The following is a 21,860-nucleotide window of genomic DNA, read 5'->3' as shown; positions in this document are numbered from 1 at the left end:
TCTTTACCTAGGCAGCACGCGACGTGCTGCCTCAGCCAGAAATGCGCTTCGATTACCAAACTGAGGATGCTCGCTGACAAAAGAATCAATTTTTACCAGCAAACGTCGAGGCATCGTGATGTTGATACGCTCGGCCCTGCCGTCGAACTGTTTCATATTAATATCTACCAACAGCCATTGCCCGCCTGTGAAATCCTCAGGACGACTTTCCAGATGCGCTTCCACATTACCCGGAAGAGGCAGTGCATCATCCATTTCAAATAGCGCTTCGAAGTGCGCTGTGAGCGCATCACGTGCATCCTGAAAAGCGTCGTCCAGGGAATCACCTGCAAAAAAACAGCCTGGAACATCAGGGAAAAAGCCGCTGGCGCTACCGTCGGAGTCAGAATGAATGTAAGCCGGATAAAACATAACTACTCCTAATATCAGTGTTTAATTCCCGCCTGTCGCCAGATCTGGGCGAGAGTGCCCGGTTTAATATCCTTCTTAGGATGTGGGACAGTAACCAGCCCTTTCTGTTCGGGATGGCGAAACTGATGATGGCTTCCTTTCGTTCTGACACATTTCCAGCCATGGCTGATCAGAACAGTAATGACATCCGCACTTTTCACATCCCAATCCTTCCATGATTATACACATGATACACACCTTTGCTATCGGGTCGAATCACATTAGCGTATAAGGAACATCAGTGCAGCCGTGTTTTGGCGGAACAGGAAGAAGCATCGAGAAATGAAAAAGGAATACGTTGTATTGCAGATAAAAATGCAGGCACGATCGTAGGCCGGGTAAGGCGAAGCCGCCACCCGGCTTTACCGCATCAGAAACGCCAGGTCAGGCCGGTCATCAGCGCGAAGCTGTCGTCACGGTCGATCATCGGGCTGTTCTTCACGTCGTCAGGCAACACGGTGTAGACCGCGCTGGCGTTGAGGTACAGCTTCTGGGTTAACTGATATTTAGCCGCCAGGCCGACGTATGGCGACCAGCTGTCACCGGCGGTGTATTGATCCAGTCCTGAACGGCGAGACTCGCTGCCGGATACGCCGTAGTAGTAGTCGTTATAGCTTTCGTCGCTGTAGAACACACCAACAGAAGGCGTCAGGGTCAGGCGCTCCATTCTGATCGGACGGAAGTACGATACCTCGCCCACCACGCCACCGCTTTCATCCGTGGCATCACCCGAGACCGCCACTTTCAGCGAACCCCAGCTTTCATGGCGGTAGTACGCGCCGCCGAGGAAGGCTGACGCTTTACGCTCATCAAGCTGCTTCATCTGATGGTCATCGTTGTCATCAGGATCGAAATGCAGCGGCATCCACGACGCGGTCAGGCTGAATTCATTTTTTGCGTCTTTCCACAGGATCCACCCGCCGGTGGTCTGGCGAACGTAAAAGCGATCGCCTTCGTAGCTAATTAACGGTACTGCGGTCGTATTTTCGTTATAGCCTTTGTAAGGAGACTCATTAAATACAGCCCCCGCTCCAAGTGAAAAGTCTCCGGCCATTGCTGAGGATGTTGCAAATAACGCGGCAGCGATGAGTAAATTGTATTTAATAGTCATTACATGTAATCCATTAAAATGCCAAACAAGCGAGGCGCATAATAATGGTTACAAATTTGCCAATGCAACGCTGCGGTTTATATAATATTATATATAAAATCATATAGATGGGTGCGCATGATGAATAAATTACAGCTAAAGCCTCGCGAATTAAAAATTATATCCGTCATCGCAGCCACCCACAGCATTGGTGATGCCGCCGCCCTGCTGGGCATGGCGCAGGCCAACGTCAGTAAATATCTGTCTGATTTTGAAACGCGGGTTGGACTAAAGGTTTTTGAACGCACCACGCGGCAACTGGCCCTTACCCAGTTTGGTGAAGCGTTACTCCCTTACGTTAATGCCACGCTGGATAAGAACAGTCAACTCGTTAATTTCATTGCTGATTATAAGCATGAAAAGCGCGGAAGGGTCACAATCTATGCCCCCACAGGTATCGTGACTTATCTCGCGCGCCACGTGATTCATCAGATAGAAGATATCGGTGACATTCGCATCTCCATGAAAACCTACAACCTGGACCGGAATGAGTTTTCAGAAGGCGTTTCCTTTCCCGATGACTGCGATATTTTAATTACTTATGCGCAACCGAAAGACGAAAGCCTGGTCGCCAGCGTGTTGACAAAATATTCCGTAACGGCGTTCGCAACCGTTGAGTATTTAAATAAAAATCCCTTAACGGGACCTGAAGATTTAATTAACCACTCCTGCATTCTCATTGACTCCATGCTGGTCGATGATGCAAACATCTGGCGTTTCCGCGTGCACGGCAGTGATGATGTGCATGACTACCGTGTGACCGGTAATTATATTTGCGACAATACGCAGACGGCCCTGGAGCTGGCAAGAAATAATCTTGGGATTGTTTTTGCACCCAAAGAGAGTCTAAAGAAAGAATTAACAAACGGGATGCTGGTCCCCTGCTTCCCGCATCAGGAAGAGTGGTGGCTCGATCTGACGGCTATCTTCCGCAAACGCGAATACCAGCCCTGGCGGGTACAATACGTTCTGGATGGCGTTCTGAACTGCCTGCGCCAGCAAATTGCTCAGGCCGTCCATGGACGGCCTGAGATGGGTGATTAGAACAGCCCCAGCGGTTTATCGGAGTAGCTGACCAGCAGACATTTGGTCTGCTGGTAATGCTCCAGCATCATCTTGTGGGTTTCACGCCCGATGCCCGACTGCTTATAACCGCCAAATGCCGCGTGCGCCGGATAGGCGTGGTAGCAGTTGGTCCAGACGCGCCCGGCCTGAATGCCTCTGCCCATTTTATAGGCCAGATTACCGTTGCGGCTCCAGACGCCTGCTCCCAGGCCATACGGCGTGTCGTTAGCAATCTCCAGCGCCTCCTCCATGGTTTTGAAGGTGGTCACGGCCAGCACCGGTCCGAAAATTTCCTCCTGGAAGACGCGCATGTTGTTCTGACCGAACAGGATCGTCGGCTCAAGGTAATACCCTTCCTGCAGATCCCCTCCCAGCACTTTACGACGACCGCCGGTCAGAATATCCGCCCCTTCTTTCTTGCCGATATCAATGTAGTTGAGGATGGTTTCCAGCTGGCCGTGCGAGACCTGCGCGCCCATCTGCGTAACGTTATCGAGCGGGTTACCGCTGCGGATAGACTCAACGCGGCGAATGGCCCGCTCCATAAAGCGCTCATAGATGGACTCCTGCACCAGCGCGCGGCTTGGGCAGGTGCAGACTTCCCCCTGGTTAAACGCAAACAGCGCAAACCCTTCCAGGGCTTTATCGAAGAAGGCATCCTCTTCCTCCATCACGTCCGCGAAGAAGATGTTCGGGGATTTCCCGCCCAGCTCCAGGGTCACCGGAATAATGTTCTGCGTGGCGTACTGCATGATCTGCTGGCCCACTTCCGTCGACCCGGTAAACGCCACTTTGGCGATCCGTTTCGAGGTAGCAAGATATTCTCCTATCTCACCGCCCGCACCGTTGACCACGTTAATCACGCCCGGCGGCAGAAGATCGCCAACGATTTCCATCAGCAGCAGCACCGAGAGCGGGGTCAGACGCGCCGGTTTCAGCACAATGCAGTTCCCGGCCGCCAGCGCGGGCGCCATTTTCCAGCTCGCCATCAGCAGCGGGAAGTTCCACGGAATGATTTGCCCGACGACGCCCAGCGGTTCGTGGAAGTGATACGCCACGGTGTCGCTGTCTACCTCGCTTATTCCGCCCTCCTGGGCGCGAATACAGGAGGCAAAATAGCGGAAATGGTCGATGGCCAGCGGCACGTCTGCCGCCATCGTTTCCCGGATCGGCTTGCCGTTATCCCAGGTTTCCGCCGTCGCCAGCAGCTCCAGATTCTGCTCCATCCGGTCGGCGATTTTGAACAAAATGGCCGCGCGGTCCTGAACGGAGGTATGGCCCCATTTATCTTTCGCTTTGTGCGCCGCATCCAGGGCCAGATCGATATCGCGCTTGCCGGAGCTGGCTATCTCGCACAGCGGCTGGCCGGTAACGGGGGTCAGGTTGGAATAGTATTCGCCGTCGACGGGAGCAACCCAGTCGCCGCCAATGAAGTTGTCATAACGAGGCTTCAGCTTGAGGGGAAAACCATACTCGCCGGGCTGGATACGCGATGAGGGAGGATTGTTTGTCATGACCGTCTCCTTGCTGTTGGTGTACAACAAGGGTAGTTCCGGCTGGCGATTTTCTCGCCAACCGGTAACTGCGTTTACGACGGGGGTCACATCGCGGCGTGGTAAATCGCCATGATCTCATCATGAGTTGCCTGAACAGGGTTTGTGAACCCGCAGGCATCTTTCAGTGCGTTAGTGGCAAGTACCGGAATATCTTCCTCTTTGACGTTCAAGTCGCGAAGACCTGCCGGGATATTCACCTTACGTGCCAGCGCGCGGATCTCAACGATACAGGCCTGTGCGCCCTGCTCTTCGGTCATTTTGCTCACGTCAACGCCCATGGCTTTTGCGCAGTCGCGCAGACGGGCTGCCGCCACTTTACTGTTAAACACCTGAACGTGCGGCAGCAGTACCGCATTACATACGCCGTGTGGAAGGTCGTAAAAACCACCTAGCTGATGCGCCATCGCGTGTACGTAGCCTAAGGAAGCGTTGTTAAACGCCATGCCAGCGAGGAATTGTGCATAGGCCATCGCCTCGCGTGCCCGCGCATTACTGCCTTCTTCAACAGCATGCACCAGATTTTCGCTGATCATCGTCACTGCTTTAAGGGCACAGGCATCCGTAATCGGTGTAGCTGCCACGGAAACATAGGCTTCAATCGCGTGGGTCAGGGCATCCATGCCGGTTGCCGCCGTTAGCGATGCAGGCATCCCTGCCATTAGAGAAGAATCGTTGACGGACAGAACCGGTGTGACATGTTTATCCACAATAGCCATTTTAATATGGCGCGCCTCATCGGTAATAATACAGAAGCGTGTCATTTCAGAGGCTGTACCGGCGGTAGTATTAATGGCAATCATTGGCAATTGCGGTTTTGCCGAGCGATCAACACCCTCATAGTCACGGATATCGCCGCCATTAGCGGCCACCAGTGCAATACCTTTTGCACAGTCATGTGGCGACCCGCCGCCCAGTGATATAACGCAGTCACAGTGGTTGCTCTTTAATATTTCCAGACCAGCAGCAACGTTTGCCGTTGTTGGATTCGGATGTGTGCCATCGTAGACCACACTGGAAATATCGCGCTCCTTAAGCGCGTTTTGGATATCAGTAACCATACCCAGTTTGCTCAGCATCGCGTCGGTGACAATCAGCGCGCGGCGCCATCCGTAGTCGCGCATGGTATCCATCGCGGAGGATAATGAATCAGAACCAATAATATTCACGGAAGGAATATAAAATACGGATGCAGCCATAATAAATCCTCAAAGAGATATAAACTATCGGCAGCATACGGAAAATATTATTTTAAAAATATGATCAAAAACCTGTTTTTGCGTACACTCTCGCAGGTTTAAAAAATTAAATCTGCGAAAGTGTTAATTAATATATAAATCTATTCCAATCGATTCTTATTCTGTATCAATCCCGGTTTTCGTTTCAGGAAATAATAATGAATCGCGCAATAAATGATCGTTACCGCGACGGCGGGTAAATCCAATCCGATTAAAATATTCCAGAATTTGAATCGCCAGCTTGCGGCCCACGTTCAGCCGGTCGCGGAAATCGGCTGCGCAGGTTGAGCCCCTTTCCTGATCCAGCTCGCGGATCAGGTTGGCAAACGCCACAATGCGATCGTTACGGTAATAACGATCTTTCACGATCGCGACTATTAGCCCCTGCTGCGCCGCATGGCGCAATACCTGACGCATTTCCTGCTCGTCGGTGCTCGTTTCGCGGGCCAGATCGCGAACCCACCACGGCTCATCGCCAAACAGCGAGGCCACTTTTTGCCATACTGCTTCTTGCTCTGCGGTGAACCCGGCCTTGTGATCCGGCAGATGCAGCCAGCCGTGGTGGCTTTTGATCGCCCCGCTTTCGCGCATGTTTTCAATCAGCAGCAGCACCAGCGCATCGTCTTCCATCGGCAGCGCCATGCGTCGCAGGCGCTCGCGGCCCGGGCCTGGCTCATCCTGATGCTGCTCATGGTACGTCGCCAGCGTGTTCAGTATCTTACGCTGCCAGCGTGCAGCAACCGGAGCATTAAGCAGGCTATTTCCAGCCTGAATAAAGCCCGGCTGATGGGTCAGCTGGCGTAAGCCTTCCTCGCTCAGCTGGCGTGCCCATGCAAAATTACTCAGGCTCACCGCACCGCGATCGAGATGCACCCGCAGCGCGGCGTTATCATCGCTGGCCTGCGCCAGCGCTGCCAGCCACTGCAGATATTCAGGTTTACGCTTGCCGCGTCGCGGTGGATTCAGCGCGACGACCCGAGCCCCGGCCAGCGTTTCCCGCGCGGAAATATCACGCAGTACCAGACGATCGTTGTCTGCAAGCCAGAGCGGTGAATCGAATACCAGTTCAGCAAGGTCGTTTTCCAGCAGCGACACGCGCCCGGTGATATGGCTGGCCGCATGGTGAATATGCAGCGGCTGCCATTGGGTCAGGGGCACGTTTGTCCGCAGGGAGACAATGACGCGTTCAGACGGTTCTGGTGGGGCATCGGCCAGCAGCCAGTCGCCGCGGTTAAGCTGCTCTTTTTCCGCATCCCCGGCAATGTTCAGCGCGATCCGCTGCCCGGCATGAGCATGCTCTGCGGGCTGGTTTTGCGCATGTAAGCCGCGCACGCGCATCGGTTTGTTAACGCCCGTCAGCCACAGGCTATCCCCCACTTTTACTTCACCGCTCAGCGCCGTACCGGTAACCACCAGACCCGCGCCTTTGACGGTAAACGCCCGGTCAATTGCCAGACGGAAGCGGTGATGGCTGGCGTGGTCACGCGACGAAAGTTGCCGTAAGTGGTGGCGAAGTTCATCGATACCACGCCCTTCTGTCGCCACGGTGACAAAAAGCGGAGCATCATCAAAACCATATTCCCGCAAGGTCGCCTGTACCGTTTCGCGCACCTCGCTGACGCGTGCGTCATCCACGCGATCGGCTTTGGTCAGCGCCACGGTCAGCTGCGGGTTGCCGGTCAGCTGCAGGATCGCCAGGTGCTCACGGGTTTGTGCCATAACGCCATCATCGCAGGCCACCACCAGCAGGGCATGATCGATGCCCCCCACGCCCGCCAGCATATTAGACAGAAACTTTTCATGCCCCGGAACATCTATAAAACCCAGTACGCGGCCATCAGGCTGGGGCCAGTAGGCATAGCCCAGATCGATGGTCATGCCGCGCTTTTTCTCTTCCGGCAGGCGGTCGGCGTTTATACCGGTAATCGCCTGCAGTAACGTGGTTTTTCCGTGGTCGACATGACCGGCGGTGGCAATAATCATTTCAACAACATCTCCAGAAATCGCTCTTCATCTTCAAGGCAGCGCAGATCCAGCCACATTCGGCCATCGTAAATCCGCCCGATAACCGGCGCAGGCAGGCCACGCCAGCGCGACGACAGAGCTTCGAGGTGGCTGCCGCGCCCGTCACGCGAGGTGAACGTGAGCGCTTCACTCGGCAGCCTGTCCGCCGGCAGCGAACCGCTGCCAATCTGCGACTGGCAGGGTTCAATGCGAACGTCAAAATCGGGGTAGTGTGGGGCAATGCGCGGCAGCAGTAATTCGGCCTGGGCGCGAATCGAGGCGGCATCGCGGCTTAACAAACGCAGCGTGGGCAGGCGGTCGGCCAGTTTCTCCGGGTGGAGAAAGAGCCGCAGCGTCGCGTCCAGCGCGGCAAGCGTCATTTTATCGGCTCGCAGGGCGCGCTTGAGCGGATGCTGCTGCAGCTTCGCAATCAGCTCGCGCTTGCCGACGATAATCCCGGCCTGCGGCCCGCCCAGCAGCTTGTCGCCGGAAAAGCTGACCAGGCTAACGCCCGCGGCAATCATCTCTTGCGGCATTGGCTCTTTCGGCAGCCCGTACAGGCTCAGATCCACCAGCGAACCGCTGCCGAGATCGGCAATCACCGGTATATTCAGCTCGCGGCCCATCGCCGCCAGCTCCGCCTCTTCAACAGTTTTGGTAAAGCCTTCAATATGGTAATTGCTGGTGTGGACCTTCATCAGCAAGGCGGTATTTTCATTCACCGCCGCGCGATAATCTTTCGCATGGGTACGGTTGGTGGTGCCCACTTCATGTAGCGTGCAGCCCGCCTGGCGCATCACGTCCGGAATGCGAAACGCCCCGCCAATCTCCACCAGCTCGCCGCGGGACACCACCACCTCTTTGCCGCTGGCGGTGGCCGCCAGCATCAGCAGTACCGCTGCGGCGTTGTTATTCACAATGCAGGCATCTTCCGCGCCGGTCAGCTGGCACAGCAGGTCCGCCAGCGCCCGGTCACGATGCCCGCGTCCGGCGTCGTCCAGATCGTACTCCAGCGTCACGGGCGCTCGCATGGCCTGTGCGACCGCCGCAATAGCCTCTTCCGCCTGCTGCGCGCGGCCCAGATTGGTATGCAGTACGGTACCGGTCAGGTTAATCACCGGGCGTAATGCGCTTTGCGCTTTCTCGTCCAGCCGGTATTCAACTTCCTGCTCCCACGCCGTGCACCAGTCGGGCAAGGCGTTTTCTGACTGAATAGCGCATCGGGCTTCGTCCTGAAGCAGGCGTAACATCTCCACCGTCGCGGTATGGCCGAAGCGCTCAACAACAGCATGCATGCGGGGCTCGCGAAGGAGACGGTCGGTAGCGGGGATCTGGCTGTACAGCGAATGATGAGTAGTCATGAAAGCGCCTGGCGAGTAAATATCTTCCCCCCTCCCGACGGGAGAGGGAGTTAACATGTGGAGGGATTGTACCGCCTCCGACGCCGAAGTGTTATAACCCGCGTCAAGCCTTTGGCGGTTCGGTCCGGGCAAAGCTCTCGCGGCTAAAAAGCGTGTCTGCCAGTTTCACCAGCAGCGGACGGTCGACGCACCAGCCAGGGGAAACGCGGCGGAAGTTGAGATAGCCGATGGCGCAGGCGATGGCGATGGTTGCCAGGTTCAGGCTGTCGGCTTGAATCTTTCCCTCCTGGATTAGCTGTTCGCACCTGTCCAGGCTGCGGCTGATTTTTTCCCGCTGGCGTAACAGCTCCGTTTCCGACTGCTGGGCGGCGGGCCTTGCCTGTTCACGCACGGAGGTTAACGCCGCATCCATAATGCCATCGGCCAGGGCTTCGATTTGCTTCACTGCCAGCGCCGCTTTTGGGTCAGCCGGCAGCATTGCCGGGGCAACGCCCAGCAGCTCGATATACTCCGCAATAATCGGGGAATCGAACCAGTATTCGCCCTCGTCCGTCACCAGCGCCGGAACTTTCCCCAGCGGGTTGTACTGCGCGACGCCGTTTTCAGCGTTGTAGGGCTGTTCATTGATGAATTCAAACTCAATCCCTTTCTCCAGCAGGAGAATCGAGATCTTTCGCACGAAGGGACTGGTGTAGCTACCGATGAGTTTCATTGCCTGATCCTTGATGCCGGAAAAAGGTCAGTATGGATCAAGCGATGAAAAAAGGGCAGGTATGCGTGTCGCATTCCTGCCCTGGAAGGATTAGTGATCGAGGTAGAGGTAGTGCATCCAGCTGGTCATACGGAGCAGCACTTTACGCATCACCGAGACGTGGGCGAAATGGTCCGAGTAGACCGCCACCTGGGCATAGATACCGTCTGGCAGCGCTTCGACTTCCGCATTCGGATCCAGTTCGATAGTGCCCAACACGCCATCCGTTCCGGGCACGACCGTCAGCGACTGCAGCGCACCCTGCGCCTGATAGGTTCCCCCCGGCACCACCGGCAGGATCGCGGTGAGCTTCCCGGAGAACACCTGGCCCGGCAGCGCGTTAAACACCACTTCCGCTTCATCACCCGGCTTCAGACGCAGCAGCGAGTTCTGACGGAACTGAGCCACGATCAGACGCTTCTGTTCAGGAATAAAGACCATCACCGGGCGCAGAGGCAGCGCGGCGGCATACGTTCCCGGACGGATCAGCACCTGGGTGATGTAACCATCGCTTGGCGCACGTACCACGGTCTGATCCAGGTTGTATTTGGCTTCGGCAAGCTGAGCGCGTAAGGAGGCAATCTGCGACTGCTCGCCGTTCACCATGCTGTCCAACTGGCTTTGAATCTGCGTCTGTTCAGCAACGGAGCCTTTTACCAGCGCATCCTGCGCGAGATAGTTCTGCCGCGCGTTGTCAATATCGCTTTCAGAGAACGGGTTCACCTTCGCCTGGCTGCCTTTCAGGTAGCGCTGATAATCTTTATACAGGCGGTCACGCTCTGCGGAGACGCGCGTCGTATTGGCGACGGCCTCCACCAGCTGCGCTTTCAGATTGTCGATATTGTGCGTCGCGGTCACCAGGTCTGCCTGGAGTCTGTCGACGCGCGCCTGGTAGCGGCCTGGATCAAGTTTAAATAACACTTCGCCTTTTTTAATAAGCTGGTTATTTTTATCGGTCACTTCACTGACCACCCCGGTAACCTGCGGCGTAATCGGAATAGAAATAACCGCTTTTTGCGCCGTAAAAGTATACGGGTGGTTATAATTCATTAACAGAATAAGACCGGCAACAATAAACACCCCACCTAATGTCGCGGTGGCAAGCGTCCACTGGTTTACCGGAATACGGAATATTTTAAAAATCACCCAGGCAAATGCCACATAGGTCAAAATAATTAACAGATCCATGATTAGCGCTCCAGCGTGTTCTTATCAGCAGCTGGCTTAACCGCGGCCAGCTTTTGTTCGAGTTCCGCCACGCGTTTGGCGAGCGCATCCATGCCCGGGACCTCATCAGGCTTTGTGATGTGGTTCTGCATACCCCAGCCGCGATCTTCACGGTACAGCGTGGCCCAAATCCACAGGAACGGCCAGATGGCATGGAGCGTAAACAGGCTAATCCAGCCTGCCGTATGAATCGCATCGGCATGGGGATGGTTACGCTTTTTGGCCATATTATAAGGGATATCATGAATGGCGATGATTCCGTAAAAGAGAACCAGAAATACAAAAATCAATACGCCCAGCGCAAAATAGTTGAGAAACATATTCTCCTCACTTAAACAACGTCAACTCATTAAATTAATATAACGGTATGCAACCTAATTAATTTTTATAAGCACGGGGTTGTGCTTACTATTTCCGAGCCGGGGAGTATGGGTTTTTATAATATCTCCATGCAAGTTTATAAGCGTGTCAAAATATATCCTGAATAATAATAGACTTAACCTTACAATATGAGCGTAATCCACCTTTTAACTTTTCGCCATACCACACATAAAAAGTGGTTTTTTAGCTTAACGTGTCGTGCTAGGTCATCCTGACGCCGAATTGCCAGGCAGAGTTTGCCGCCGATCGCAGCAGGAGAAATCTGCATAAAAATATTTTGTGAAATCAGTCACAATCCGGAAACAAACACACAAAATCAAAACGTGAACACCATCACAGAAAAGGGTGGTTTTTGCTTTATTTCTCGCCATCGTATTTTTTTTGTCCATCCGTTTTGTGATTCAGATCACCTCATTGATATCCACACCCCCTACATTTACGTGATGCGCGTCACACAAATTTCCACTGTCTGGACAGTTGAACGATTCAGTGCCAGATTTCACAGCATCAGAACAGGGTCCGGCTACCTCTGCCGCCTCATTAACAATAAACCTCGGGCCGCAAGCCTAAGCGCAAACAGAAGAAGGGGTGTTTTATGTCATCCGATTTCAAGATCAAAGTTCAAAGCTTTGGTCGTTTCCTCAGCAACATGGTGATGCCAAATATCGGCGCGTTTATCGCGTGGGGTATCATCACTGCATTGTTCATTCCGACAGGGTGGTTGCCTAACGAAACGCTGGCGAAACTTGTTGGCCCAATGATTACCTATCTGCTGCCGCTGCTCATCGGTTTCACCGGTGGTCGTCTGGTGGGCGGTGACCGTGGTGGCGTAGTGGGTGCCATCACGACCATGGGTGTTATCGTCGGTGCGGATATGCCGATGTTCCTCGGTGCAATGATTGCCGGTCCTCTGGGCGGCTGGGCGATTAAGAAATTCGACGTCTGGGTTGATGGTAAGATCAAATCCGGCTTCGAAATGCTGGTGAACAACTTCTCTGCGGGCATCATCGGGATGATCCTCGCGATTCTGGCGTTCATGGGCATTGGCCCTGCGGTTGAAGTGCTGTCCAAAATTCTGGCGGCAGGCGTTAACTTCATGGTTGCGCACGACATGCTGCCGCTGGCGTCTATCTTCGTAGAACCGGCGAAAATCCTGTTCCTCAACAACGCCATCAACCACGGTATCTTCTCGCCGCTGGGTATTCAGCAGTCTCACGATCTCGGCAAGTCCATCTTCTTCCTGATTGAAGCGAACCCGGGTCCGGGTATGGGCGTTCTGCTGGCGTACATGTTCTTTGGTCGCGGCAGCGCGAAGCAGTCTGCTGGCGGTGCGGCAATCATTCACTTCCTGGGCGGTATTCACGAAATTTACTTCCCGTACGTGCTGATGAACCCACGTCTGATCCTGGCCGTTATCCTTGGCGGTATGACCGGCGTGTTCACCCTGAGCGTGCTGGGCGGCGGTCTGGTGTCTCCGGCCTCTCCAGGTTCTATCCTGGCGGTACTGGCGATGACGCCAAAAGGGGCGTACTTCGCGAACATCGCGGCGATCTGTGCGGCGATGGCGGTCTCCTTCGTGGTCTCTTCTATCCTGCTGAAAACCAGCAAAGTGAAAGAAGACGATGATATTGAAGCGGCGACCCGTCGTATGCACGACATGAAAGCCGAATCCAAAGGCGCAACCCCACTGACCGCGGGCGATGTCTCTAACGACCTGAGCCACGTGCGTAAAATCATCGTTGCCTGTGATGCCGGTATGGGTTCCAGCGCAATGGGTGCAGGCGTGCTGCGTAAGAAAGTGCAGGATGCGGGCCTGACCAACATCTCCGTGACCAACAGCGCCATTAACAGCCTGCCGCCGGACGTTGACCTGGTCATCACGCACCGCGACCTGACCGAACGCGCCATGCGCCAGGTACCGCAGGCACAGCACATCTCGCTGACCAACTTCCTCGACAGCGGCCTTTACACCAGCCTGACCGAACGTCTGGTTGCGGCGCAGCGTCACGAAGACAACGAAGTGAAAGTGCGCTCCAGCCTGCAGGACAGCTTTGACGAGAGCAACGCCCACCTGTTCAAACTGGGTGCGGAAAACATCTTCCTCGGTCGTACAGCGGCAACCAAAGAAGAAGCGATTCGCTTTGCCGGTGAGCAGCTGGTGAAAGGCGGCTACGTTCAGCCTGAATACGTTGACGCGATGCTGGAACGCGAAAAGCTGACGCCAACCTACCTGGGCGAATCCATCGCGGTGCCGCACGGTACGGTTGAAGCGAAAGATCGCGTCCTGAAAACCGGCGTCGTATTCTGTCAGTATCCGCAGGGCGTGCGCTTCGGCGAAGAAGAAGACGACATCGCCCGACTGGTGATTGGTATCGCCGCTCGCAACAACGAGCACATTCAGGTGATTACCAGCCTGACCAACGCGCTGGACGATGAGTCTGTTATCGAGCGTCTGGCACAGACTGAAAGCGTTGAAGAAGTTCTGGCACTGCTCAACAAATAACGGTACTCCTCCCTCTCCCCCATGGGGAGAGGGCTAGGGTGAGGGGATACGTTCCTCACCCCAGCCCTCTCGGGTAAAAACATTGATGAAGGTTAACACTATGAAAGCATTACATTTTGGCGCAGGTAATATCGGTCGTGGTTTTATCGGTAAACTGCTGGCAGACGCGGGCATTACGCTGACATTCGCCGATGTGAATCAGGTTGTCCTGGATGCCCTGAATGCGCGTCATAGCTATCAGGTACACGTAGTCGGTGAAAACGAGCAGGTTGAGACGGTATCCGGCGTCAACGCGGTCAGCAGCATCGGTGAAGACGTTATCGACCTTATCGCCAGCGTCGATCTGATCACGACTGCCGTGGGTCCGGTCGTCCTTGAGCGCATCGCTCCTGCGGTCGCGAAAGGCCTGGCAAAACGCAAAGCGCAGGGCATCGACACCCCGCTGAACATTATCGCCTGTGAAAACATGGTGCGCGGCACCACGCAACTGAAAGGCCACGTTCTTAACGCTGTTGCGGATGAAGACAAAGCCTGGGTTGAAGCGCACGTCGGGTTTGTGGATTCCGCCGTGGATCGCATCGTTCCGCCGTCTGAATCCGCCACCAACGACCCGCTGGAAGTGACCGTGGAAACCTTCAGCGAGTGGATCGTTGATAAAACCCAGTTTAAAGGCGCCCTGCCGACCATTCCGGGAATGGAATTAACCGATAACCTGATGGCATTTGTCGAACGCAAACTCTTCACGCTGAACACCGGGCATGCTATAACCGCGTACCTCGGAAAATTGGCCGGTCATCAGACCATTCGTGACGCTATCCTCGATGAGAAGATCCGCGCGGTGGTAAAAGGGGCAATGGAAGAGAGCGGCGCGGTGCTGATCAAACGCTACGGTTTTGATGCTGATAAACACGCAGCATACATCCAGAAAATCCTCGGTCGCTTTGAAAACCCGTATCTGAAAGATGACGTTGAGCGCGTGGGCCGTCAGCCTCTGCGCAAACTGAGCGCGGGCGATCGCCTGATTAAGCCGCTGCTGGGCACGCTGGAATACGGCCTGCCGCACGCCAACCTGGTGAAAGGGATTGCCGCTGCGATGCACTACCGCAGCGAGCAGGACCCACAGGCGCAGGAACTGGCTCAGCTGATTGATAACAAAGGCGCACAGGCTGCGCTGGCGCAGATTTCCGGTCTGGACGCCAACAGCGACGTGGTTGTGGAGGCGGTTAACGCATACAACGCAACCAAATGATGCACAGTGAGGCGCAGGTTAACCTGCGCCCAGATAATAGATTGTCAGATATGCAGGCAATAATGGAACAAACCCAGGCCTTTGAAAATCGTGTGCTTGAGCGTCTGAATGCTGGCAAAACCGTACGAAGTTTCCTGATTGCCGCCGTCGAGCTGTTAACCGAGGCGGTAAATATCCTGGTGCTTCAGGTGTTTCGCAAAGACGACTACGCGGTAAAATATGCTGTAGAACCGTTACTGGACGGAGACGGACCGCTGGGCGATTTATCCGTGCGTCTGAAGCTGATTTATGGTCTTGGCGTGCTGAATCGGCAAGAGTATGAAGATGCGGAGCTGTTAATGGCGCTGCGCGAAGAACTCAATCATGACGGTAATGAGTACACCTTTACCGATGATGAGATCCTGGGGCCCTTCGGCGAGCTGCACTGCGTCACCGCGCTGCCCCCTGCTCCCCATTTTGATAACAGCGACCCTGAGCTCTACGCGATGCAAAAGCTGCGTTATCAACAGGTTGTCCGTTCCACCATGGTTCTCTCCCTGACTGAGCTGATTTCCCGAATCAGCTTAAAAAAAGCGTTTCAGAAGTAAGCCTGCTCACATTGGTGTATCCTTCCCTGTAAATTCCCCGTATTCAGAGTTATTTGTCATGAAAGAAGTCGAAAAGAACGAAATTAAACGCCTGAGCGACCGCCTGGATCTGATCCGCCACCAGATGGCTGGCCTGTCCCTGGTCGATTCCGCCGAGAAGTACGCCGAGCTGGAAAAAGAAGCCGCCACGCTGGAAACAGAAATCGAGCGCCTGCGCGAAGTGAAAGGTCAGAAGCTGAGCAAAGAAGCGCAGAAGCTGATGGACATGCCGCACCGCCGTGCGATCACCAAAAAAGAGCAGGCCGACATGGGCAAGCTGAAGAAAAGCGTCCGTGGTCTGGTGGTGGTACACCCGATGACCGAGCTTGGCCGCGAAATGGGCCTGAAAGAGATGACGGGCTTTTGTAAGACGGCGTTCTGATTTCATGCCGGGTGGCGCTGCGCTTACCCGGCCTACTCTTTTCCCCTTCGCGTGAATTGGTCCAACCAATAGCGCAATCAATCCTCCCCCGGTTCACAATTCCATTATTTCCGCTCACAAAACCATTGCTAGCTCATAACATCTGGTTAACCATTCATTGTCATTAACCCTACAACACAACATTGGCAGGACCACTTTTACACAGCCTGTGACGCAGAGTTGAGCGGAGACTCACCCGCAGCGCAGGCTGTCTGGTCCCCAGGAGACCTGCATGAGCCTCTGGCAACAAAACTACGACCCGGCCGGAAATATCTGGCTGTCGAGCCTGATCGCATCGCTTCCGATCCTGTTCTTCTTCTTTGCGCTGATTAAGCTCAAGCTGAAGGGCTACCTCGCCGCGACGTATACCGTTGCTATCGCCCTGATGGTGGCGCTGTTCTTCTATAAAATGCCGGTCGATCGCGCGCTGGCCTCCGTCGTCTACGGTTTCTTCTACGGCCTGTGGCCGATTGCGTGGATCATCATCGCGGCGGTCTTTGTCTATAAAATCTCGGTGAAAACCGGGCAGTTCGACATTATCCGCTCGTCAATTCTTTCCATCACGCCGGACCAGCGCCTGCAGATGCTGATTGTCGGCTTCTCCTTCGGGGCGTTTCTGGAAGGTGCGGCAGGCTTTGGCGCACCGGTGGCGATCACCGCCGCGCTGCTGGTGGGTCTGGGCTTTAACCCGCTCTATGCCGCAGGCCTGTGCCTGATTGTGAACACCGCACCGGTGGCGTTTGGCGCGATGGGCATTCCGATTCTGGTGGCCGGACAGGTCACCGGGCTGGACAGCTTTGAGATCGGCCAGATGGTTGGCCGCCAGCTGCCCTTCCTGACCATTATCGTCCTGTTCTGGATCATGGCGATTATGGACGGCTGGCGCGGCGTGAAGGAGACTTGGCCTGCGGTGATGGTGGCGGGCGGTTCGTTCGCCATTGCCCAGTACCTCAGCTCCAACTTCCTCGGCCCGGAGCTGCCGGACATCATCTCTTCGCTGGTGTCGCTGGTCTGTCTGACGCTGTTCCTGAAGCGCTGGCAGCCGGTACGTATTTTCCGCTTCGCCGATATGGGCGCCTCGCAGGTTGATCAAACCCTGGCCCGTACAGGCTATACGGCAGGACAGGTGATCCGCGCCTGGTCGCCGTTCCTGTTCCTGACCGCAACGGTCACCCTGTGGAGCATCCCGCCGTTTAAAGCCCTGTTCGCGCCGGGCGGGGCGCTGTACGACATGGTGATTAATATTTCCGTGCCGTTCCTCGACAAGATGGTCGCCCGTATGCCGCCGGTGGTGCACGCCGCCACGCCGTATGCCGCGGTCTATAAATTCGACTGGTTCTCCGCTACCGGTACCGCCATCCTGTTTGCCGCTATCCTTTCCGTGGTGTGGCTGCGCATGAAGCCTGCGGCCGCGGTGCAGACCTTTGCGGCGACCATTAAAGAGCTGATGCTGCCGATTTACTCCATCGGCATGGTGCTGGCGTTCGCGTTTATCTCGAACTACTCCGGCCTGTCATCGACGCTGGCACTGGCGCTGGCCCATACCAGCCACGCCTTCACCTTCTTCTCGCCGTTCCTCGGCTGGCTGGGGGTGTTCCTGACCGGTTCCGATACCTCGTCTAACGCCCTGTTTGCCGCGCTGCAGGCAACGGCAGCCCAGCAGATTGGCGTATCGGACGTCCTGCTGGTGGCCGCGAATACCACCGGCGGCGTGACCGGGAAAATGATCTCTCCACAATCCATCGCCATTGCCTGTGCGGCGGTGGGACTGGTCGGTAAAGAGTCGGATCTGTTCCGCTTTACCGTGAAACACAGCCTGATATTCACCTGCATGGTGGGGGTGATCACTACCCTGCAGGCCTATGTCTTAACCTGGATGATCCCATGATAGTGATGCCCAGACGCCTGTCCGACGAGATTGCCTCTCGCGTGCGGGCGCTGATTGAAGAACAACAGCTGGAAGCGGGCATGAAGCTGCCCGCCGAACGCCAGCTCGCCGCCCAGCTTGGCGTGTCGCGCAATTCACTGCGCGAGGCGCTGGCGACGCTGGTCAGCGAAGGGGTGCTGCTGAGCCGTCGCGGCGGCGGCACCTTTGTGCGCTGGCAGCATGACGACTGGTCCGAGCAAAACATCGTTCAGCCGCTGAAGACGCTGATGGAGAACGACCCGGACTACAGCTTCGACATCCTTGAAGCGCGTCACGCCATCGAAACCAGTACCGCCTGGCACGCGGCCATGCGGGCAACCGACGCCGACAAAGAGAAACTCATCGCCTGCTTTGAGGCCACGCAGAGCAGCGACCCGGATATTGCCTCTCAGGCGGACGTGCGTTTTCACCTGGCGATTGCCGAGGCGTCGCACAATGTGGTGCTGCTCCAGACCATGCGCGGGTTCTTCGACCTGCTGCAATCCTCCGTTAAACAGAGCCGCCAGCGCATGTATCTGGTTCCGCCGGTGTTTGCCCAACTGACCGAACAGCACGAGGCGGTGCTCAAGGCCATTCTGGCCGGTGATGCCGAGGCCGCACGCAAAGCGATGATGGCGCATCTCGGCTTCGTGCACACCACCATTAAACGATTCGATGAAGACCAGGCCCGACAGGCGCGTATTACCCGTCTGCCTGGCGACAGTGATATTTCCAGGGAGAACAAAGCATGATTATTTCAGCAGCCAGTGACTATCGCGCCGCGGCGCAGCGCATTTTGCCCCCGTTCCTGTTCCACTATATCGACGGCGGGGCGTATGCCGAATACACCCTGCGCCGCAACGTGGAAGATCTGTCGGAGGTGGCTCTGCGCCAGCGCGTGCTGAAGAATATGTCTGACCTGAGCCTTGAGACAAAGCTGTTCAACGAAACGCTCTCCATGCCCGTGGCGCTCGCGCCTGTAGGCTTATGCGGGATGTATGCCCGCCGTGGCGAAGTGCAGGCCGCCGCTGCGGCGGATGCCAAAGGCATTCCGTTTACTCTGTCCACCGTGTCCGTCTGCCCGATTGAAGAGGTCGCCCCGACCATCAAGCGCCCAATGTGGTTCCAGCTGTACGTCCTGCGGGATCGCGGCTTTATGCGTAACGCGCTCGAGCGCGCGAAAGCGGCGGGCTGCTCCACGCTGGTCTTTACCGTCGATATGCCGACCCCCGGCGCGCGCTATCGTGATGCCCACTCCGGCATGAGCGGCCCGAACGCTGCGCTCCGTCGTTACTGGCAGGCCGTGACCCACCCGCAGTGGGCGTGGGATGTCGGACTGAACGGTCGTCCGCACGATCTCGGGAATATCTCGGCCTACCTCGGTAAACCGACCGGGCTGGAGGATTATATCGGCTGGCTGGCGAACAACTTCGATCCGTCGATCTCGTGGAAAGACCTGGAGTGGATCCGCGAGTTCTGGGACGGCCCAATGGTGATCAAAGGGATCCTCGATCCGGAAGATGCCCGCGACGCGGTACGCTTTGGCGCAGACGGGATTGTGGTTTCTAACCACGGCGGACGCCAGCTTGACGGGGTGCTCTCCTCCGCACGCGCCCTGCCGGCCATCGCCGATGCGGTGAAAGGTGATATTGCCATCCTGGCCGACAGCGGCATCCGCAACGGGCTGGACGTAGTGCGTATGATTGCGCTGGGCGCCGACAGCGTACTGCTGGGGCGTGCGTATCTGTATGCGCTGGCGACGGCGGGCCAGGCAGGCGTGGCGAATCTGCTCGACCTGATCGAAAAAGAGATGAAGGTGGCGATGACGCTGACCGGTGCGAAAACGATCGGTGAAATCAGCAAAGACTCCCTGGTGCAGGAGTTAAGCAAATTACCGGCGGCACTGGCTCCCCTTGCTCAGGGAAACGCGGCCTGACCTTCTCCGGTTAACCCCCCTTCTCATGCGCCCGATTTCCCCCTCGGGCGCTTTTTTATGTCAAAAATAACATCCAGATAACATATTGGATAAGAAAATTTGACATCCACCCGCCGTCCGCAATTGTATAGACAAGCAAATACAAGAACACAAAAACAACATCAGATCGGAGTGGAGCGTATGGCGTATTCAGGTAAAGTGGATATTCAGCAGGTGATCGATGAGAGCCCCTTTTCAGGGTTTCACTGGCTGCTCATCGTGCTGGGCTTTCTGGTTCTGGCAATCGATGGTTTTGATACGGCAGCGATGGGCTACATCGCGCCTACGCTGTCGGCAGAATGGGGGATACATAAACAGGATCTGGGGCCGGTGCTGAGCGCGGCGCTGCTGGGGCTGTCGCTGGGCGCGCTGATCGCCGGTCCGGTATCGGATCGGGTGGGGCGCAAGCGCGTACTGGTCTTCTCCTGTCTGTTCTTCGGCCTTGCGAGCCTGGGGACGGCCTGGGCGCAAAGTCTGAATACGCTCACGCTGTGGCGCTTTCTGACGGGCCTGGGGCTCGGTGCCGCAATGCCTAACGCCATTACGCTGATCTCCGAGTTTGCCCCCCAGCGCTGTCGCGCCATGGCGATTAATACCATGTACTGCGGCTTCCCTCTGGGTGCGGCGGGCGGCGGCGCGATCTCATCCTGGCTTATCCCCCACCACGGCTGGCGAAGCGTGCTGCTGACCGGGGCGATTGCTCCGCTGATTTTAACGCTGCTGCTGGCGCTGTTTTTACCGGAGTCAGTGAAGTTTCTGGTGCAGCGCGGTAAAGACGTCATGCAGGTCCGCCGCATCGCCAGCCGGTTCGCCCGCAGCACGCTGGAGAGCGTCTCGGGCTTTTTCCTCGCGGAGGAGAAAGTCGCGTCTAAAAAAGGGAGCGTGTCGCAGCTGTTTTCCATGCCCTGGCTGCCCGGCACCCTGATGCTGTGGGTGACCTATTTCATGGGCCTGGTCATTTACTACGTCCTGCTGAGCTGGATGCCAACGCTGATGCAGGGGATGGGCTATGCTCTGGCGGAATCCGCCTGGCTCACCTCGCTGTTCACCTTCGGCGGCACCGCAGGCATTCTGCTCGCGGGCTGGATGATGGACCGCTGGGAGGCGCACAGGGTGGTTGCGTGCGGTTTTGTGCTGACAATGGGCCTCATTCTTTTGCTTGGCATAGAGCATAACCATATCGCCCTGTTTGGCGGGTTGATTTTCCTGATGGGGATCGCGATGAACGGCGCGCAATCGGGCATGCAAACCCTGGCCGCCACCTTTTACCCTACCGAGTGCCGCGCGACGGGCATCGCCTGGATGCAGGGGATCGGCCGCTTTGGCGGCGTGGCGGGAACCATGACCAGCGCCCAGCTTCTTTCCATGCAGTGGCAGGCAGACAGTATTTTAATGATCCTCAGCGTGCCCGCTCTGGTGGCCGCTGCGGCAACCGTCTACAAAATGCTGTACAGCCGCTCGCAGGAACCCGGCGTCGCGTAGTTCCTCTCTTTTCTGCTATTCTGCCCCCGCAATTAAGGGGGCAGCATGCTTAACATCGTTTTATTCGAACCAGAAATTCCGCCGAATACCGGCAATATCATCCGCCTGTGTGCAAACACCGGTTTTCGTCTGCATATCATTGAGCCGATGGGCTTTACGTGGGACGACAAACGTCTGCGTCGCGCAGGGCTGGATTATCATGAATTTACCGCCGTCGTTCGCCATCACGATTACGCCGCGTTTCTGGAAGCAGAGAAGCCGCAGCGCATGTTCGCCCTGACCACCAAAGGCACGCCAGCGCATAGCGCCGTAAGCTATCAGGCAGGTGACTATCTGATGTTTGGCCCGGAGACGCGCGGCCTGCCGGCCACGATTCTGGATGCCCTGCCCGCCGAGCAGAAAATCCGTATTCCGATGATGCCGGACAGCCGCAGCATGAACCTGTCGAACGCGGTGTCGGTGGTGGTGTATGAAGCCTGGCGCCAGCTGGGTTACCAGGGCGCCATATTAAGGTAGGC

General features: G+C 56.2%; 20 protein-coding genes. 10 read left to right on the top strand and 10 right to left on the bottom strand.

Annotated elements, in window-relative coordinates:
- Nucleotides 1-3: 3 nt before the first annotated feature.
- From AB8846_RS13045 to AB8846_RS13035, 3 genes are all read right to left on the bottom strand, one after another.
- On the bottom strand, nt 4-411 hold the full coding sequence (locus AB8846_RS13045) for a type II toxin-antitoxin system HicB family antitoxin (RefSeq protein ID WP_370732872.1): 408 nt from the start codon (nt 409-411) through the stop codon (nt 4-6).
- A gap of 14 nt (nt 412-425) precedes the next feature.
- Nucleotides 426-611, bottom strand: a complete 186-nt coding sequence (locus AB8846_RS13040) for a type II toxin-antitoxin system HicA family toxin (RefSeq protein WP_071993467.1) — start codon at nt 609-611, stop codon at nt 426-428.
- A gap of 209 nt (nt 612-820) precedes the next feature.
- Nucleotides 821-1,561, bottom strand: a complete 741-nt coding sequence (locus tag AB8846_RS13035; RefSeq protein WP_063145484.1) for a MipA/OmpV family protein — start codon at nt 1,559-1,561, stop codon at nt 821-823.
- 117 nt (nt 1,562-1,678) lie between these two features.
- On the opposite strand from AB8846_RS13035, the gene AB8846_RS13030 reads away from it, so the two are divergent.
- Nucleotides 1,679-2,644, top strand: coding sequence for a LysR substrate-binding domain-containing protein (locus AB8846_RS13030; protein ID WP_370732871.1), 966 nt, complete (start codon nt 1,679-1,681; stop codon nt 2,642-2,644).
- Here AB8846_RS13030 and aldB read toward each other — a convergent pair.
- The 7 genes from aldB to AB8846_RS12995 all read right to left on the bottom strand — a co-directional run bounded on the left by aldB (nt 2,641) and on the right by AB8846_RS12995 (nt 11,119).
- Nucleotides 2,641-4,179 (bottom strand): aldehyde dehydrogenase AldB, encoded by a 1,539-nt coding sequence (gene aldB, locus AB8846_RS13025; RefSeq protein ID WP_023309928.1) that lies wholly within the window; start codon nt 4,177-4,179, stop codon nt 2,641-2,643. The two genes, AB8846_RS13030 and aldB, sit on opposite strands and share 4 nt — an antisense overlap.
- Before the next feature lie 86 nt (nt 4,180-4,265).
- Nucleotides 4,266-5,417: an L-threonine dehydrogenase gene (yiaY, locus tag AB8846_RS13020; protein WP_370732870.1), complete on the bottom strand. Its 1,152-nt coding sequence runs from the start codon at nt 5,415-5,417 to the stop codon at nt 4,266-4,268.
- 156 nt (nt 5,418-5,573) lie between these two features.
- Nucleotides 5,574-7,439 carry a selenocysteine-specific translation elongation factor gene (gene selB / locus AB8846_RS13015; RefSeq protein WP_370732869.1) on the bottom strand — a complete coding sequence of 622 codons (1,866 nt, stop codon included), beginning with the start codon at nt 7,437-7,439 and terminating at the stop codon, nt 5,574-5,576.
- Nucleotides 7,436-8,821, bottom strand: a complete 1,386-nt coding sequence (gene selA, locus AB8846_RS13010; protein WP_370732868.1) for an L-seryl-tRNA(Sec) selenium transferase — start codon at nt 8,819-8,821, stop codon at nt 7,436-7,438. The genes selB and selA overlap by 4 nt, the downstream gene beginning before the upstream one ends.
- Before the next feature lie 103 nt (nt 8,822-8,924).
- On the bottom strand, nt 8,925-9,533 hold the full coding sequence (locus AB8846_RS13005; protein WP_370732867.1) for a glutathione S-transferase: 609 nt from the start codon (nt 9,531-9,533) through the stop codon (nt 8,925-8,927).
- A 90-nt stretch (nt 9,534-9,623) separates the two neighbouring features.
- Nucleotides 9,624-10,760, bottom strand: coding sequence for an HlyD family secretion protein (locus tag AB8846_RS13000; RefSeq protein ID WP_063145479.1), 1,137 nt, complete (start codon nt 10,758-10,760; stop codon nt 9,624-9,626).
- Between the two features lie 2 nt (nt 10,761-10,762).
- Nucleotides 10,763-11,119, bottom strand: coding sequence for a DUF3302 domain-containing protein (locus tag AB8846_RS12995; protein ID WP_024906600.1), 357 nt, complete (start codon nt 11,117-11,119; stop codon nt 10,763-10,765).
- A gap of 656 nt (nt 11,120-11,775) precedes the next feature.
- On the opposite strand from AB8846_RS12995, the gene AB8846_RS12990 reads away from it, so the two are divergent.
- From AB8846_RS12990 to trmL, 9 genes are all read left to right on the top strand, one after another.
- Nucleotides 11,776-13,683, top strand: coding sequence for a PTS mannitol transporter subunit IICBA (locus tag AB8846_RS12990; RefSeq protein ID WP_063145477.1), 1,908 nt, complete (start codon nt 11,776-11,778; stop codon nt 13,681-13,683).
- A gap of 100 nt (nt 13,684-13,783) precedes the next feature.
- Nucleotides 13,784-14,932, top strand: coding sequence for a mannitol-1-phosphate 5-dehydrogenase (gene mtlD, locus AB8846_RS12985; RefSeq protein WP_063145476.1), 1,149 nt, complete (start codon nt 13,784-13,786; stop codon nt 14,930-14,932).
- Nucleotides 14,929-15,519, top strand: coding sequence for a mannitol operon repressor MtlR (mtlR, locus tag AB8846_RS12980; RefSeq protein ID WP_038417732.1), 591 nt, complete (start codon nt 14,929-14,931; stop codon nt 15,517-15,519). Before mtlD ends, mtlR begins: the two co-directional genes overlap by 4 nt.
- 58 nt (nt 15,520-15,577) lie before the next feature.
- Nucleotides 15,578-15,940, top strand: a complete 363-nt coding sequence (locus AB8846_RS12975) for a YibL family ribosome-associated protein (RefSeq protein WP_063145475.1) — start codon at nt 15,578-15,580, stop codon at nt 15,938-15,940.
- 271 nt (nt 15,941-16,211) lie between these two features.
- Nucleotides 16,212-17,867 (top strand): L-lactate permease, encoded by a 1,656-nt coding sequence (gene lldP, locus AB8846_RS12970; RefSeq protein ID WP_032650757.1) that lies wholly within the window; start codon nt 16,212-16,214, stop codon nt 17,865-17,867.
- A complete protein-coding gene (gene lldR / locus AB8846_RS12965; RefSeq protein WP_121426006.1) occupies nt 17,864-18,637 on the top strand; it encodes a transcriptional regulator LldR in 774 nt (257 codons plus the stop codon). The genes lldP and lldR overlap by 4 nt, the downstream gene beginning before the upstream one ends.
- Complete coding sequence (gene lldD / locus AB8846_RS12960) at nt 18,634-19,821, top strand: FMN-dependent L-lactate dehydrogenase LldD (protein WP_063145473.1); 1,188 nt, start codon at nt 18,634-18,636, stop codon at nt 19,819-19,821. Before lldR ends, lldD begins: the two co-directional genes overlap by 4 nt.
- A gap of 180 nt (nt 19,822-20,001) precedes the next feature.
- Nucleotides 20,002-21,342 carry an MFS transporter gene (locus AB8846_RS12955; protein WP_370732866.1) on the top strand — a complete coding sequence of 447 codons (1,341 nt, stop codon included), beginning with the start codon at nt 20,002-20,004 and terminating at the stop codon, nt 21,340-21,342.
- Nucleotides 21,343-21,387: 45 nt separating this feature from the next.
- A complete protein-coding gene (trmL, locus tag AB8846_RS12950; RefSeq protein ID WP_023334040.1) occupies nt 21,388-21,858 on the top strand; it encodes a tRNA (uridine(34)/cytosine(34)/5-carboxymethylaminomethyluridine(34)-2'-O)-methyltransferase TrmL in 471 nt (156 codons plus the stop codon).
- The last annotated feature ends 2 nt before the right edge of the window (nt 21,859-21,860 follow it).

This window comes from Enterobacter sp. KB-221C9, from assembly GCF_041320715.1.
Taxonomy (GTDB): Bacteria; Pseudomonadota; Gammaproteobacteria; order Enterobacterales; family Enterobacteriaceae; genus Enterobacter; species Enterobacter asburiae_D.
Note: the sequence above shows the minus strand (reverse complement) of the source record. Positions and strands in the feature narration are given on the sequence as shown.

Bases quoted from the DNA above. Each gene is read 5' to 3' on its own strand.
- AB8846_RS13045 (WP_370732872.1), bottom strand. From the start codon at position 411: ATGTTTTATCCGGCTTACATTCATTCTGACTCCGACGGTAGCGCCAGC.
- AB8846_RS13035 (WP_063145484.1), bottom strand. From the start codon at position 1,561: ATGACTATTAAATACAATTTACTCATCGCTGCCGCGTTATTTGCAACA.
- AB8846_RS13030 (WP_370732871.1), top strand. From the start codon at position 1,679: ATGATGAATAAATTACAGCTAAAGCCTCGCGAATTAAAAATTATATCC.
- aldB (WP_023309928.1), bottom strand. From the start codon at position 4,179: ATGACAAACAATCCTCCCTCATCGCGTATCCAGCCCGGCGAGTATGGT.
- yiaY (WP_370732870.1), bottom strand. From the start codon at position 5,417: ATGGCTGCATCCGTATTTTATATTCCTTCCGTGAATATTATTGGTTCT.
- selB (WP_370732869.1), bottom strand. From the start codon at position 7,439: ATGATTATTGCCACCGCCGGTCATGTCGACCACGGAAAAACCACGTTA.
- selA (WP_370732868.1), bottom strand. From the start codon at position 8,821: ATGACTACTCATCATTCGCTGTACAGCCAGATCCCCGCTACCGACCGT.
- AB8846_RS13005 (WP_370732867.1), bottom strand. From the start codon at position 9,533: ATGAAACTCATCGGTAGCTACACCAGTCCCTTCGTGCGAAAGATCTCG.
- AB8846_RS13000 (WP_063145479.1), bottom strand. From the start codon at position 10,760: ATGGATCTGTTAATTATTTTGACCTATGTGGCATTTGCCTGGGTGATT.
- AB8846_RS12995 (WP_024906600.1), bottom strand. From the start codon at position 11,119: ATGTTTCTCAACTATTTTGCGCTGGGCGTATTGATTTTTGTATTTCTG.
- AB8846_RS12990 (WP_063145477.1), top strand. From the start codon at position 11,776: ATGTCATCCGATTTCAAGATCAAAGTTCAAAGCTTTGGTCGTTTCCTC.
- mtlD (WP_063145476.1), top strand. From the start codon at position 13,784: ATGAAAGCATTACATTTTGGCGCAGGTAATATCGGTCGTGGTTTTATC.
- mtlR (WP_038417732.1), top strand. From the start codon at position 14,929: ATGATGCACAGTGAGGCGCAGGTTAACCTGCGCCCAGATAATAGATTG.
- AB8846_RS12975 (WP_063145475.1), top strand. From the start codon at position 15,578: ATGAAAGAAGTCGAAAAGAACGAAATTAAACGCCTGAGCGACCGCCTG.
- lldP (WP_032650757.1), top strand. From the start codon at position 16,212: ATGAGCCTCTGGCAACAAAACTACGACCCGGCCGGAAATATCTGGCTG.
- lldR (WP_121426006.1), top strand. From the start codon at position 17,864: ATGATAGTGATGCCCAGACGCCTGTCCGACGAGATTGCCTCTCGCGTG.
- lldD (WP_063145473.1), top strand. From the start codon at position 18,634: ATGATTATTTCAGCAGCCAGTGACTATCGCGCCGCGGCGCAGCGCATT.
- AB8846_RS12955 (WP_370732866.1), top strand. From the start codon at position 20,002: ATGGCGTATTCAGGTAAAGTGGATATTCAGCAGGTGATCGATGAGAGC.
- trmL (WP_023334040.1), top strand. From the start codon at position 21,388: ATGCTTAACATCGTTTTATTCGAACCAGAAATTCCGCCGAATACCGGC.